This window comes from Photobacterium pectinilyticum (assembly GCF_024357955.1).
Classification (GTDB): domain Bacteria; phylum Pseudomonadota; class Gammaproteobacteria; order Enterobacterales; family Vibrionaceae; genus Photobacterium; species Photobacterium pectinilyticum.
Window position 1 is genome coordinate 1 of record NZ_JANEYT010000105.1, and the last position, 14,284, is coordinate 14,284.

Below are 14,284 nucleotides of genomic sequence, written 5' to 3' on the forward strand. Positions count from 1 at the left end.
GTCATTGTGTCACCTGTTAACTTCCGAGGTGATGATATCACCTCTAATCAGGTGGCCAAATTAACTATGCCACTTCAGTGTTACACCACAGCTATTAACGAGGATCAGGCACTTACCGGTAACCAGTTACGACTTGTAGGTTGGAGTGATATCTTCGCCATTTACTGCAATAGTGAACGGCAGCTTTTCGAAAGTCCTTATCTGCATTTTTGCAGGGATCTGATTTGCTTTTCCTTCCAGATAAGTCTTGGTAAGACCGTAAAACTCATACGGAACACGGTGGCGTTCAAGGACTGCAATCACAATGCTATCCAGGCTGTGGGAAGGCATAACCTTACGAGTAAGGCGATTTACGCGCGAAGGTGTGTACATATCTGGCGCGATCTCTATTAGTTCTAGGTTATCAACCAGCCACATGATTGCTTGTCTCAGCTCATCAGTCTCTGCTCCTGCAAAATCATGAAGAAGATACACAGCTTGCTCTTGAACGATGTTTTGCCGGATTTGCCGGATGAGTTTGGTTTGCTTGCTCATATTTGTTTTAGCCATTCATTCACTTTGGGATGATCCCAAAATACGACTATGATGATGCCTAGCAATGCGCCAGCAGCATAGTAAATTGCTTCCCAGAACCCGGTAAAGGCTAGAATAATTCCGCCAGGTAAACTTGCGCAAGGAAGCAACGTAAACTTGTAGCGAGCCGCTGTGAAATTACACCAAAGTCCACCCACAGTTATTCCAATGATCAAAAGCACACCATAGAGAAATGCCATTATTTCGCCCTTATATTCACACTGTGCATATAAGTTATCACTGATTTCAATTACTGCAAGAGTGCGCCTTGACTGCATTGTAACACTGCCTTGTTACAATCCCCACTTCCCAACAGAAATCTACACAAGGTATTGATAAAATATCAAAAAATTGAAAGTTACAATCAAGAAAATTTGTCGCAAAAGAATAAAATAGTGACGACTGTAACATAGGCAAAAAGATACCGTACATACTTAACATATATATACGATAAGAATATCGGGATCATTTTTGAGGGAGTAAAGCTTAAGACAATGAGCATATGTTCCTGATTCTATATGAATTAGAATTTGAGTTAACGTTATGCTGGCTATGAACCTGATCACACTACCAAAAGTTCACATTGCAGACACAACAGATAGTATGCAAATGTTAAGTCAGTACTTCTAATCAATAGTTTATGGAGTAATACATGACAAGGCCATTCATAGAAGCTCACTTATTCTACAAGGGTATGCATCGAGTCGGTATTGATGAAGATGGACGGATACTAGCACCTTATAAACAATTTCCAGCCAGCACTTTAGCTAAAGAGATCGTGGATTGGCTGGTGGCTGAATATGGATTTGATGAGCATGACTTAATGCGAGGCCCCCGTGGAGCTCTTACCGCTCCTAAGTACAAGAAATTAGGTAGTATCTAAACAGCATTCACTCAGCGATGTTATTATCTAAGTATCTGTTAAGTGATAAGCAATGTACGAGCGCCTGTATGAACGGAAAAGCTTGGTTGGAAACAAACACTGATGAACTCAGAGCCTGTAATGCTTTGACTGCCCAGTATGGGATTTTGTTCACGCCCGAATGGTTAACAGAAGATAATGTACCCAACGTTCAGGGTAGCGATGTTGAAGAAGAGGACACGTGCTTAACCTCATTTTTGTCACACGGAGAGAGAACCAATGAGAACGTATAGCCCTGATGGATGGGTCTGTTTACAATTTAGTTATGATGATGGACAACCAACCTTTTTCAAAATTTTTGGTGGCTGGGCTGGTGGATACACCTCTGGTGATTCATGGCGCTTGTCGAGCGGTTTCTACGACACCGAAGAGGCATATTATGACGATGATATGGTACATATACCGCAGGCCAGCGGCTCCACTTATTCAATCAGGCCTGAGGGTCAAGATTATTTGACTATGTATAACCGCGGTATACTCAAAAATCTGTTAGGAGATGCTGAAAAAGCACGTTCCGCAGGCGCACCGGTAAATATCGATGTGGTTAAATTGGATCTCAGTTCTATCGACGTGCTTCGAGAGCAATTTAAGTCATTCCTAGAGTAGATGTCGTTCTTTGGTTTGAGAGGTGCCTTTAATGAAGCACAAACATCATAAGAAAGATTCCGGTCTGGATAAGCAACAAGTAGATAATGACGTTGTCGATTCTGCTGAGACTGCTTTTTTAGAGTTACTTGGCCAGGACATTGATAACAATCCAGAGAGGTTGACCATTGCAACAGAGGCTGATCGCGCTGAGATAGAGACATTGATTGGTAATGTAGAGGTGGACAATCCATACGTTTGAGGGTCGCGCTAAACGTCGCTCGAACAAAGTGAAGATATCAGACAGAACATTAAAAGCAGTCATAGCTTCAACAAAACAGGCTCGAAAGGTTAAATTCACACCCAAGTAGTACCGGACAAATACTCTTTACGCCGCGCTATAATGAGTACGTTTGGTAACATTAAGTCCCTTTTTCGGCGCTAATGTTACCAAACGCGAACATTAACCGTTGTCCAACTTCACCTCTCTGCCCCAAGCTCCTCCATCGGAGTTAATTAACCTTGGTATCTAAATGGCGCTCGTAAACAGCTAAGGCGCCGAAAATAAGATCTTTTTCTGTCAGGTACTGCGATTTGTTTAGGAGTCGAGTTATTGTTGCTTTCTGTTCAACAGAACACCGGCCGCCAAATCTCGGTAAAGAGCTCCGCTTTTCATCATGCCGCTGATGAGCCTGCCTCTGTGGTGTTAACGTCATGAAATCAGCCTCTTGATGTATGAACCGGTAACAGTAGCGTTGTCGCACCATGACCGAAGTATGATTGGCCAAATTGATGCAGTTGTTTCAGTTCCAACTCACTGAATGGTCGGTTATGTTTTGCAGTAAGCTCGTGATTATCAAAAACCAAATCGCATTCATCATGAATAACGATCGGTATCGCATACGGCTGCTCAACCAAGCTATTGGAACCTCAAATCAACTCGGCCATTTCTAACAAACTTTCAACTGGTGGATTAAACGTATCGACCACTATGCATTTACCGACCGGATCTTGATAGATGTGTTTGTGCAGTAGACTCGCCAGCCCCGTGAAATAGTGCTGCACCGAAATTTTTGTGTCTGCCAATTCAGCTGCGCCGATAACTACATTAGCCATGTACAAAGTGGCTTTTGTTGACCATTTACGGTGTTGGACGCCAAACCGATGGACGTCAGCTGCTAACCTCAATAGCTTCTGTTTATCGTGAATTTCTCCTCTCGGGTCAACAGCAGGTAAATCATCGAAAATCGGGTCGGGATGGTCCTCGATGATCAATTGATATAAAAAATTGTCATAGTTGCTTCTGTTCATATCTATCCACTAACACCGTGCCCGTTATGTACAACGTAGCATATAGGACGTCCGATATATGTAGTAGCCGTCACACACTATGAGCGAAGTCCCTAGATTTGCACAAGTCACCTCATGAATGAGGTGAGATCCTTTATTTTGGCAAGATACCTATTGAACGAGGTTAGTTGGTCTAGGGCCAGGTAAGCCCGGTAAATTCATGCACTAAGCTATATGTGAGTATTTTTTACTTGCATTAATTCTTATCATGGTGTTTTTTACATGATATTCAAAAGGTTATGTTTGTAGATGTTGCGATTAAAAACGAAAAATACATCCAAAAACACTCAGTTAATATAAAAAAATACTGACCTGCATGTGTTTGCGCTTAAAAACTGTTGTATTGAAATTAAAAATATATGCACTAAAAAAGAAAAAATTATTATCTTTTAGAGATGCCCATAATTTACTGATATTAAACGATTTTTAAAATTAAGTTTTACAAAAGAATCCAAGGGATACAAAAATCTAGTCTGGGAAATTACAACTTTCTAGATCTTAGGCTAATATTCTAAATACGAGAGATTGAGGTGAGGAGAATGGTAGATGTAGAGATAGAGAGACAGTGAAGCAATCATCCTGAGTCAAAAAATTTACCAGTCATAAAATACCACCACAACAGTGGCGGAGAAGTTATTCCACCTAGATTAAAATATCGAGAATTTCTGAGGGATGTCATGGGCATAGATAAAAAACAGATAAACTATGAGCAATTAATTATATCGGAAGTTCCTCAATTGTATGCGTTCACAACTAATGAGGTGAAACTTCAGGATGATAAAATTTTGCACCGAATTAAACCTTCTTTGCGAAATGATGATTTCCTAAAATCAAACTGTTTAATTCGGATAACTATACCGAAAGCGATTGAACTAGCAGATAAGATCCTGGAATCTAGCTCTATCTATGAACATTGCGAGAATGGTCAATACTATCAATTAGAACAACATCAAGCGCAGATGCTAAAAAACAAAATTAACCAGTTACGTGATGAGGGTATAATGTTGCGTGATATCAACACTCACTTATATCTGAAATTCCCCCGCTGTCTTGTGAGGGAAAAACCTTTAAACGCAATGATTCATGATGATTATATCCTGAGTTCGGAAGAGGTAAATAATATTATCACACCATCATTTGTTCGATATTTCATTAAACTCACCCAATGTAACGAAGAAATGACAAATCTTGTATATCACTTTTTGTTGACAGAAAAATTCGATAACTCCTTTTTGATCATGCGAAATCAGATAATTAAAAATTTAAAAACAAGTACGATGGATGGTTTTGGGACAATGAATGGGTTAGACAACAATGACAAAAATCGATAACACGCCAATTGAATGTATACAAGAACGGGTTCAAAACAAAAATTATAGCATTCGTTATCAATCGATAATTAAGAACAGCCCTGAGGATGGAGTAGTTTGTGATCGGCATAAAGTAGTTTTGGTATCATTCAATGATTGCAAATATAAAGCTAAGCTGCGAGTAAATGACATAATAAGAGTAGCTTATGTTGAACCTGATGAGCTGAGCTCATATTGTCCTGATAGTAAACGTGAGTACGTTATGAAAAAAATTGACTCTAAATCCTCTTTCAACGAATTACTGATTTGCTTCCGTATCGCTATGCTAGGAAATTGTGCCCGCATCGATCCAGAGGCATGGGATTGCTTTTCGTCGAGCCCGTTTTCCCGTGTTCAATCAGAATCCGATTTATTTAAGTTGTATTTAAACAATCCCTTAGAACTAGATAACGCAAAAAAAATTCTATCTGACGCTTTAGATAAACAGTTAACTGAAAATAAGTTTTATATGAATTTGAGCCTCTCACAAAGCCGTACACTATTAGATTCAAACAAGTTCAGATGTAGTATAGTCCACAGATACTTAACTGTGCTATTAATAAATACAACATATGATCTCTGGCAAAGGTTAGGCTTTTCCGCAAATTTTGTGTCTGAAAACAAAAACGCCATAATTGAAGGACAAATAAAGTACCTGAGATTTAACGTTAGTTATAATTGGGATCATCGCAGCTATAAGATCCCCGAAACATTTTATAATACTGTCATCGAACATAGTCAAATGATTCAATCTTTCGTACCTATGGAACAGTTCATTCCTAATAGAGGAGAACTCATGAACTATCATATTTTCTTGCCAATTATATACATTGCTCAATATCTTAATACTGGAGTCAATGATCATAATGTCAATGCTTTAGTAAAAAATATAATTACCAAAAAACCGTTACGAGATCCCGTCAGGTTTTGGCCTGATAAAACATCTAAACAACTCAAAGAACAAGAAGACTATGACGAAAGCGGAAAAGATCTGTTAGAATTTGAAACTCATCATAAATGGCCCTGGGCTGAGGGGGGGCCATCATTGCTTTCGAATTTGGATCATATCCCCAAAGATGTACATCAGGAAAAAATGTAATATTGCCATAATCTAACAGGCATTCAGGCTCTCACGTTCACCTCAAACATGTGCTGAATATGTGTTTGACTATTTGCCTCAGGGCGAACATTCTCGGTTTGATCTAAACTAATACAGTGGTTGAACACTGGTTGATGACTTTCGTGTGGTTGCAGACAATCGGTGTCCACGCTTCCAGCGCTATGCTGGCACCGCAATGGTGTTTTCGAGTGACCACACGCTGGTAATAGCCATGAGTATGCCCATTTTGGGCATACTTTCTCTAATCTACCTTATCCCATAAAAATATCTGCTCTTATCTACATGAACTTTTATCTGGTTGTGTGGCCACACCTCGTCAACAAATTGAATCTAACGTGATATCGGCTAATTCCGGCAGGATAAAGCCTTTTACAATGAGACGTTACGCGTTGCCCACCGGCAAAGCAAATGATACATTTAAATTCAACAACATACCTTATTCTTTCTTTTTGCTGAGTCGCAGATCAAAGCCACTGCCACTCGGAGGTTTAACTATGCGTAAAATTGGCCTAATGATGATCTGTGCTTTTTCTGTCCAGGCGGAGATAGTCCAGCACCAATTTACTGACCCGAACGGTTTGACCAAAGTGATTATGCCAAGCGCAAATAGTGAATGGCCCCTCGGCAAAAGCTACCTCAATGCCGCCAAGGATCATTCCCTACTGGCTAGTAGCGGCCTCAGCCGTAAGATAGAAGTTGAAATAACACAAGACAATGGCAACTGGTCCTACAGAGAACTCTCTGACATTGTGCGTGTGGACGACAGGCTAAGTGATCATTTGGGTAGGGAGTTTTACGGTAAAGAATTTAGACTTCCAAACAGCATACCCGAGGGTAGCTATCGCATTACGAAGCGCATTTTTGACAACTACGACAACCTCATATCTACAGAAGAAGGTGAGCTAATCATCGATGTTACTGCACCATCAATTGGTTCATTGTCTGCAAGCCCAGATCTTGGTTATGGCAATGTCAGCGGACATCTCATCGTCAATGGTATTCGATATATTTCGACTGATCTCAATGAGGTTAAAGACAATGTTGGGATTGAAAATGCACAAGTCACTGCGACACGGTTAGAATCGGGGGAGACATTTGGCCCTTTCAACGTCGATGTTGAGGGAAGTGTAATTTCAATTGGTAAAGAGCCGTTTCAGCGAAAAGGAGGGAATTATCAATTAGATTACGTCATCACTGATTATGCCGGTAACCAAACGAAAGCCCGCCATATCGTCTCGAATCAAGATATAGAGACACCACTGTTTGATATCATCGCCATAAGAGATACAAAGCACCCAGACGCGGGCAAACATAACCTACCATTTCCAGGTGCTAGCGAGTATGTCGAATATACACCAGGTTTGACGATCTACAGCAACCCAGTCTACATTGTTGCTCGGCTCGATAGAGACGAACACAAGAAATATTCAGATCATGGCCTCGGCTATGCTGAATACTGCGAAGCAATCAACTGCCTTGACGAATCCATACTCTATGAACAAGGTAATAGTGTTTATGTTAGGTCTCGACGCGAGCGTGGGATCTTCGAAGGCCGCTCAGAATGGCGTTCTGCCAATGCTGGGATGCACCTGCGTTCTGGTGAAATAGATATCAAAATTGCCCCAAACACACCAATACCTCCTAAACCGGTATCACGCGGCCTCTGGCGTGAAACAACTCAAAAATGGGATGACACTTGGCAAATTCGTGATCAAAATGAAATTTTTGATAAGTTTCGCCTTGTCATGGAGCCAAGGGAGCAAAGGCAACGTTTACGTATTTCCACACCACGATTGAATCCAGCGTCCCACAATGGTGTTTCCACCACATATAATAATTATTATCTCGAGCCAGGACAGACAGAGCTAGTTATTAACAACCCCACATCGTTTAGCTGGAAGGAGCTACAACAGTTAGGACACTCACTAGAAGAAGAGCCCTGGCGTGTTACATTTCATGTTCAGACCTATATCGATGGCACAACACTGCAAGGTATTGATTAAAATGCATTATACGACGTAGACACGACGCCGGCTGAGCTGACAAACTATCATTACGATCAATCAACGCAACAAGTGGTTGTCCGGGCAACTGAGACCAACACAACACCGCTAGGTCGTTCAATGCGAGCACCGCACTGGCATCCTTCATTTGAACTAACCAGCATACGCGCCTTAACTGATAATGGTATTAGCCATACTCTAGCTCACGAAAAAGAAGTTGAGTTATCCAACTACATACGTGATTTCTATTTTTCAACCGCAAATCTTCCTGAGGGGGATTACGAGTCGATTGAGATCAACCTTGGTGATAATTTTCATAATGTTGCGGTGCATAACAAAGTGATGCCGCTGACAGTGGATCGTACACCACCAGCCATTGCGTTAACCGTTAATGGTGATAACTTTGTAGATGGGCAAGAAGTCATCGGCCTTGAAAGCCTGCTTTTAACTATAACTGATGAAAACTACCCACGCATTGAGTCCATTGAAATGAAAGGTGGTCCAGCAAATGACCTTGTCATGCTTAACTGGCTAGTGGAGAGTGACAATAGGCAGCAATACGTTGCAACACTTGAGTACCCACGAATTTTTTCAAGTTTAGAACCAGGAGAAGAATATTCCTTGACCATAACCGCTGTCGATGACTTTGGTAATGACCATATAACCACCTACACACTGGCCTACCAACCGGCTAATCTGGTGCGAGTTGAGTCAATTTCTGTTTTTCCTGTCGATAGACTGTTGTCAGATCGAGGAGACAATCCTCTAAACGTCATCGTGTCTAACGAGTTACGCACCGATGAAGGTGAGCTGGCAAGTGGAGAGCAGTCGATCATGTTCACGCTCCGCTCTGATGCAAATTACCCAGTACACATAATTAATGAAACGACAAAGGTGAGTCCAGGTGAAACAGTAGAAGTGGTATACAACATCACAAATAATCAGGGTAAGCTTTTTGTGCCTATCTTCCCAGCCGTCAAGGGGGTACAAGGGGAGTCAGAGTTTATGTTGTCGATACCACTGTTAGAAGCCAACTAGGAAAGGTTATATTGCAGTAAGTTCTTTGGATACCGAATTGATAGATTACGGGTTAGATGATGCAAAGGAATAACGATCATTCCTTTGCATTTCAATGAACATTACGACAATCCAGAAGGGTTAAGACCAAGGTGATATGTTGAAACGCAGTGACTGAACCTCATTCGAATTATGTTTTAATTCAGCCCAACAGCCTTAGTTGCAGGTTGATTGCCCTCCGCAATTTGTTTTCTACATTTCATAGCTCGCCCCCAAATATTCAATCTATCTTTTTAGAGTGGCATTCTTTTGCGTTGTAAATGTAAGGTTTTGCTCAATTCTGATTGCATTCTTCTTGTGTGTTGTATTACTGATGAACCTATCGAACCGTCATAACGACAGCCATTTGGTGTCAACGTTATGATCGTGAATATTTAATACCAAGCGGTCAAACTTGAAGCATATCGACTTTGTTTCAAAATGTTAACTATCAATGACTTAGATTTTTCTATGGTGCTATATTCTCGGCTTCATTTTTTATGAGACAAATTCATTTATCTGGAGAAAACGTGAGAAATCACATTAAGTTATTTGCTGTTAGTGCGTTTGTACTAGCAGGGTGTGGTGGCGACTCTGATTCGGCCACCGATCCATTACCACCAGAGGTCAGCCATAGGCTTTCTGTTAACATCAAATCTGAATCAAACTCTTGGGTTAGCATAAAAGAGCTCAACAACGAATTAGAAGAGTTTGTTGAACAGGGTTCTTTTACTTTCAGCCACGATTTTAAGCATAACGATCCTTATAAAATTACAGCAAGGTCGGGTGATGTCAAAGAAGTGTGTGTTGTGACTCCAGATGAAGGCAACATAATTTCCAACACCAGTGTATCGGTTGAATGTAGCTCCCCACCATCAAGAGATATGATCCCATCAATCCGTTCAATCTCAGCTTATGGCGATGATAGTGTTCTGCTCAGGTGGCATGGTAAAGCCGGGCACATAAGTGAAAACACCTACTACGTCTACGCCAGCCCTTCCTCTGATGGTAAAAGCCATAGCCGCAATCTGGTAGCGACACTAACAGGCCTTAACACCCCCGAGCACGTGATTGAGGGCTTGTCCGTTGATCAAAATTATGTGTTTGAAGTAGATGCTGTTATTAACGGTGAACGATTTGAGGGCAATAGTGCACCTTTCCAAGTTCCGGAGCCACCTGTACTGGCTGAAGACTTAACTTACATAGATATGGATGAGCTTCAGGACAGGTTCATTTTCAGTTACAACCGAGACAGAGATCTGTTAGAGGTAACGGCACTAAATGAAGGTGACGACCCAGAAGAGCTGTTGCATCAGGTTCTGTTGGCGAGTGATCCATTAATTGAGCAAACGGGCGCCCCTTTTTTTGAACTGGAAAGCATCGAGAGTCGCTCTGCACAAAGCTACGGCTCCACTAGAGTCAAGCAAGTTGTCTTCTATTTCGTGAAAAAGCCTATCGAGTGGATAATCAAAGATGGTCGAACTGAGTTTTACTATGAACATATACCCGACAGCAGCGATCCAAGTGCATTAAGAGGTCGAGACTGGGATATCGGCTTTGGGAATTATTCTTTCGACTATAGGTACACTGTAAAAGGTAGCCTGGTTGTTGCGAACTCGTCCCTCACAGATGAAACCTATATTCACCACAGTGGGGTTTCAACTTTTGGTACCGATTTTACGGCTAATATCAAATTGAGCATGAATGGGCAGGACAAGTACCGCGCTACCATTTATGAAATGAAAACAAAAGAAATTCCAATTACTCACCCTGCACTTTATCGGGTCAACCGCAAAGCACGTATCCCGCTAAAAGTTGATTTTGGCTTGTATACCGAAGCTAAGGTGCCGAATCAATCACAAGCAACGGTCGGATTACAAACGCGCTTTGTTGCTGAAATACCCTCCGATGTGCGCTTTGATGTCGTTAATGGTGAGCTTCACACAACGGTCAAACCATTACAAATTAGCAACGGTGATTTTGATTTCACCAACGCTCATCTTTCGCTTTCTGGCGAAACCGAACTGAGCCTAACTTCTGTGCAAGCGGAACTTAAATTTTCGATTCCATATGTGTTTGAGGTTGGTGGAGATGCGGGTATTTACTCAGGAACCAAACTAGAAGCCATCGCTGACACCAATAGTACAAGTTTTTCGGTCAATGAGTTTACAGTGAAAGCTGGGCCAACCTGTAAGTCCAAAGGTAAGCTAACCTTCTGGAAACTTTCTATAGCCGAAGGTGATCACGACTTCTGTGTCCCATTACAGGACGTGATCTACAAACAGGCATCGCTAGACTCTGAATATGCAGAAAGCCTTACCGCGAATACTCCATTTGATTTGACACTAGTGATATCAGATGACGAGTATACCGAGTTAGATATGGATTCGATCCAGTGGTCGACACCCAATGGCAATTTATCGTTAGAAAATCCAAACTCGCAGACGGTGACTATTACGGCCTTTGAAGAAGGCATTCATACCTTCTCTGTTAGCATCGATCATGCAACACTTGGCGCGGCATTGAGAAAAGCGCATACGTTTGATGTCTTGGTTGGTAAATCAATCTGCCCAACTGACGATAATATCAGGCGGGATATGGGATATGTTGCAGGTGATATCATCAAGGATGCTGATGGAGAGATCTGCACCGCCATCTTAGAACGCAAGCATGATGGAGGGGGTAAATATACCGCTCAGAAGATCGTCTATGACAATAACCTCATACAAACAAGAGAAACCTACTTCGCAAACCCGCCACACTCAGTGTCTTACCATGAGCAGTTCACAACGGTCCAAAACCCTGTAACTAGCTTAAGAGAATCATATCCAAGTTACACCGAGCTCTATAATGAACAAAGCGTGCTCCTAGAATACAACCATCACGGGTACCGGATCATGAGTAATGGGAACCTAATTACGCAGCGCGAGGGCGACTATTATACCTTTGTACCAAGTTCAGAGCTTGAAGTTAGAGGGACCTACAAAATATTTGAAAGACAAAACGATGTCTTTGACTCCATAAGGGTTGGACAACAGGAGGAGAGAAGCAACAAATTAAATTATTATCGATATGACGTATTTTCCTATTCACCATTAAGGTGTGAGATTCCTCGTCGTTTAAGCTCTGAAAATTTGAGCACAGAAAAATACAGCGGTGAACAAACAAATCTTTATGAATATACGACTGTCACTAATCGAGAAAACGGCTGCCAGGAAGCTACTGTTATATATCATAAAGAGATTAGGCACTCAGAAGATGAACTTGATAGGACCACCGAATATACGAAACCGATACTAACTGACAGAATTGGCGTTGATTTTGCTTCACCGATTCTCTTTTATACAACGTATTCGTCTGAATACCCAACGTCTACTCATAATAGATATTATAACTACCGAGAGATGGATACTCTTACATCAACTTTGCCGCTATTTAATAAATCAATTACATCTGGCGGATACTTTAGAAAACATGATGACCCGTACTACGACGATACCTATCTGAATATGCCGACCTACGCATTACATGAGCGGGAAAGTAACGGGAAGGTTATTTGGCGTGAAGATGAACACCTGGCAATGCTAAGAGGGCGAGACTCTCTGCTTGTTTATCCTGTAAGTTATAAACACGAGCGTGAATTTGATTCTGGGACGGTTTTGCATCGTTTCGAAGAGTACAATGCTGATCCCGATGATCCTTATGGTGTGATAGGCAAAACACAAGAGCTTTACAACATCACCGGCGGCAAAACAGAGAATAGGTCAATTCAAGAGCTCATCGTTGATAGAGAAAATACAGAACCAGATGATCGTCTGAGTATCTACAGGTACTTACAACATGGTTCGTCTATTGCGTTTCGTGATGGCGAAGATACGCAGTGTTTAACCAGCTTTTATGAAAATGGGGTACGAAATGGCTCCTATGAAGTGCTAATTCCCTGTTTGAGCCACAGGTTCAATGAGCGTGGTTTCTATGTTGACGGAAAAAGGCATGGCTATCACGAAACATGGCTGGATAATCCTAACTGCAGTGAAGATTACACAAAATCAAATTACGACCATGGTTCATTACATGGTCAAAGAACGAGGGCTCATTGTAATGGTTCGACAAGGCATAAGACTGTTGACCATTGGAATTCAGGATTGGCCCACGGTTGGTCCCATCATTATGTAAACGGTGTATTAGACCAAAAGTGCCTGTATCAAAACGGTAATTTTGTTCGCTGCGACGACATCTAAAGTACCTTAGGGCGTGAACTTGTTTAGACCTCGCTATCCGAGGTCTTTTTTTTATAGAAGCTCATGGGAAAAACCATTTAATCGCAATCGCTACCAAAACGGGTTGACTACAATGGCTTGGTCTAGAAGATGTTGATAGGTGCCTGATGGAAAATCAGAAAATTACGGCAAACCAAGATATGGAGACAATTGATCGTAGAAGTTGCTGTAGATCGGCGCTGGTGTGAGAGAGAAATAAAGATTCATACTGAGTATTAAAAGTATCATACTAAAATGGCAGCGATCGCAGTCGATACGCTGCCATTTCTAAATCGAAAATGCCCCATTTTTGTTTAGAGCATTACGACCTATCCGTTCGTCTAATCTTTATTTGTCCTCTTTTTCCCAATGCAGCTATGGTGTATGACATTGATCATATAAATTTAGGCGAAGTTTTGAATGAATAAAGAAACCCAAAAGAATTTTGACAAAGTATTCCAGGCTGCGCTTGCACTGTTTGGAAATGAAGATGCCACTCATCGCTGGCTTCAGCACCCAGTTCGAGGACTTGGTAACAAGCGACCAATTGATATGCTTTCGACAGAAGAAGACACTGAGGTTGTACTCGACCTGATCGGCCGTTTAGAGCATGGCGTGTTTTAGTGCCCTATGTTGTAAAAAAACTTTGTCCATCTTCTGGTCAACCTATGCCTGGCTGACTAATTTGTGCCCCAAAATCAGTTAGACCAAATGCTCTATGTAGGTCACTCAGCCTTTATTTTCCATACTTTTAAAGTTATCTGAATTATGCAGTGCTGTGAAGTTGCACGCTGGGTTCTTAGGAGAGCGGCACCTGGTAACAGGTGTCGCTCATCTGACCATTTCTTGTTTCAGACCTATTGAATCACACTTCATTAACTCGTAATTGACGTACTATAACTAATCCTTGTACCCTTCTAATATTATGCGCTTATCTGGGGTAAAGTCATTGAAGTTAAAGAATATTGTCAGGAACAAGTACTATTCAATTGTAAGCGGGTGTTTCTCCCCATATTCCGGTAATCATCAATGCCTGGTACTGATAAAGCTCCTTCATTAATGGAGCT

At 41.5% G+C, this 14,284-nt stretch carries 12 protein-coding genes; 9 read left to right on the forward strand and 3 right to left on the reverse strand.

What is annotated here, in order from left to right; translation table 11 throughout:
• Positions 1-126 precede the first annotated feature (126 nt).
• Both NHN17_RS23675 and NHN17_RS23680 read right to left on the reverse strand, forming a co-directional pair.
• Positions 127-549, reverse strand: coding sequence for a hypothetical protein (locus NHN17_RS23675; protein WP_255045125.1), 423 nt, complete (start codon positions 547-549; stop codon positions 127-129).
• Positions 531-773 carry a hypothetical protein gene (locus NHN17_RS23680; protein ID WP_255045126.1) on the reverse strand — a complete coding sequence of 81 codons (243 nt, stop codon included), beginning with the start codon at positions 771-773 and terminating at the stop codon, positions 531-533. Before NHN17_RS23680 ends, NHN17_RS23675 begins: the two co-directional genes overlap by 19 nt.
• Positions 774-1,225: 452 nt before the next feature.
• On the opposite strand from NHN17_RS23680, the gene NHN17_RS23685 reads away from it, so the two are divergent.
• From NHN17_RS23685 to NHN17_RS23695, 3 genes are all read left to right on the forward strand, one after another.
• On the forward strand, positions 1,226-1,456 hold the full coding sequence (locus NHN17_RS23685; protein ID WP_255045127.1) for a hypothetical protein: 231 nt from the start codon (positions 1,226-1,228) through the stop codon (positions 1,454-1,456).
• A gap of 258 nt (positions 1,457-1,714) precedes the next feature.
• Positions 1,715-2,101, forward strand: a complete 387-nt coding sequence (locus tag NHN17_RS23690) for a hypothetical protein (protein ID WP_255045129.1) — start codon at positions 1,715-1,717, stop codon at positions 2,099-2,101.
• A 31-nt stretch (positions 2,102-2,132) separates the two neighbouring features.
• Positions 2,133-2,342: an AbrB/MazE/SpoVT family DNA-binding domain-containing protein gene (locus tag NHN17_RS23695; protein WP_255045130.1), complete on the forward strand. Its 210-nt coding sequence runs from the start codon at positions 2,133-2,135 to the stop codon at positions 2,340-2,342.
• A gap of 668 nt (positions 2,343-3,010) precedes the next feature.
• Here the strand turns inward: NHN17_RS23695 and NHN17_RS23700 are convergent.
• Positions 3,011-3,391, reverse strand: a complete 381-nt coding sequence (locus NHN17_RS23700) for a hypothetical protein (RefSeq protein WP_255045131.1) — start codon at positions 3,389-3,391, stop codon at positions 3,011-3,013.
• A 716-nt stretch (positions 3,392-4,107) separates the two neighbouring features.
• Between NHN17_RS23700 and NHN17_RS23705 the strand changes: the two genes are divergently transcribed.
• The 6 genes from NHN17_RS23705 to NHN17_RS23730 all read left to right on the forward strand — a co-directional run bounded on the left by NHN17_RS23705 (position 4,108) and on the right by NHN17_RS23730 (position 13,841).
• Positions 4,108-4,761: a hypothetical protein gene (locus tag NHN17_RS23705; protein WP_255045132.1), complete on the forward strand. Its 654-nt coding sequence runs from the start codon at positions 4,108-4,110 to the stop codon at positions 4,759-4,761.
• Positions 4,745-5,878, forward strand: a complete 1,134-nt coding sequence (locus tag NHN17_RS23710) for a hypothetical protein (RefSeq protein WP_255045133.1) — start codon at positions 4,745-4,747, stop codon at positions 5,876-5,878. The genes NHN17_RS23705 and NHN17_RS23710 overlap by 17 nt, the downstream gene beginning before the upstream one ends.
• 515 nt (positions 5,879-6,393) lie before the next feature.
• A complete protein-coding gene (locus NHN17_RS23715) occupies positions 6,394-7,902 on the forward strand; it encodes a DUF4165 domain-containing protein (protein ID WP_255045134.1) in 1,509 nt (502 codons plus the stop codon).
• Positions 7,903-8,022: 120 nt separating this feature from the next.
• The gene (locus NHN17_RS23720; RefSeq protein ID WP_255045135.1) at positions 8,023-8,940 is read left to right on the forward strand and encodes an Ig-like domain-containing protein; all 918 of its coding nucleotides are present in this window, start codon (positions 8,023-8,025) and stop codon (positions 8,938-8,940) included.
• A 548-nt stretch (positions 8,941-9,488) separates the two neighbouring features.
• The gene (locus tag NHN17_RS23725; RefSeq protein WP_255045136.1) at positions 9,489-13,199 is read left to right on the forward strand and encodes a toxin-antitoxin system YwqK family antitoxin; all 3,711 of its coding nucleotides are present in this window, start codon (positions 9,489-9,491) and stop codon (positions 13,197-13,199) included.
• Between the two features lie 438 nt (positions 13,200-13,637).
• Complete coding sequence (locus NHN17_RS23730; protein WP_255042245.1) at positions 13,638-13,841, forward strand: antitoxin Xre/MbcA/ParS toxin-binding domain-containing protein; 204 nt, start codon at positions 13,638-13,640, stop codon at positions 13,839-13,841.
• Positions 13,842-14,284: the final 443 nt, after the last annotated feature.

Bases quoted from the DNA above. Each gene is read 5' to 3' on its own strand.
- NHN17_RS23680 (WP_255045126.1), bottom strand. From the start codon at position 773: ATGGCATTTCTCTATGGTGTGCTTTTGATCATTGGAATAACTGTGGGT.
- NHN17_RS23675 (WP_255045125.1), bottom strand. From the start codon at position 549: ATGGCTAAAACAAATATGAGCAAGCAAACCAAACTCATCCGGCAAATC.
- NHN17_RS23685 (WP_255045127.1), top strand. From the start codon at position 1,226: ATGACAAGGCCATTCATAGAAGCTCACTTATTCTACAAGGGTATGCAT.
- NHN17_RS23730 (WP_255042245.1), top strand. From the start codon at position 13,638: ATGAATAAAGAAACCCAAAAGAATTTTGACAAAGTATTCCAGGCTGCG.
- NHN17_RS23705 (WP_255045132.1), top strand. From the start codon at position 4,108: ATGGGCATAGATAAAAAACAGATAAACTATGAGCAATTAATTATATCG.
- NHN17_RS23710 (WP_255045133.1), top strand. From the start codon at position 4,745: ATGACAAAAATCGATAACACGCCAATTGAATGTATACAAGAACGGGTT.
- NHN17_RS23695 (WP_255045130.1), top strand. From the start codon at position 2,133: ATGAAGCACAAACATCATAAGAAAGATTCCGGTCTGGATAAGCAACAA.
- NHN17_RS23690 (WP_255045129.1), top strand. From the start codon at position 1,715: ATGAGAACGTATAGCCCTGATGGATGGGTCTGTTTACAATTTAGTTAT.
- NHN17_RS23715 (WP_255045134.1), top strand. From the start codon at position 6,394: ATGCGTAAAATTGGCCTAATGATGATCTGTGCTTTTTCTGTCCAGGCG.
- NHN17_RS23700 (WP_255045131.1), bottom strand. From the start codon at position 3,391: ATGAACAGAAGCAACTATGACAATTTTTTATATCAATTGATCATCGAG.
- NHN17_RS23720 (WP_255045135.1), top strand. From the start codon at position 8,023: ATGCGAGCACCGCACTGGCATCCTTCATTTGAACTAACCAGCATACGC.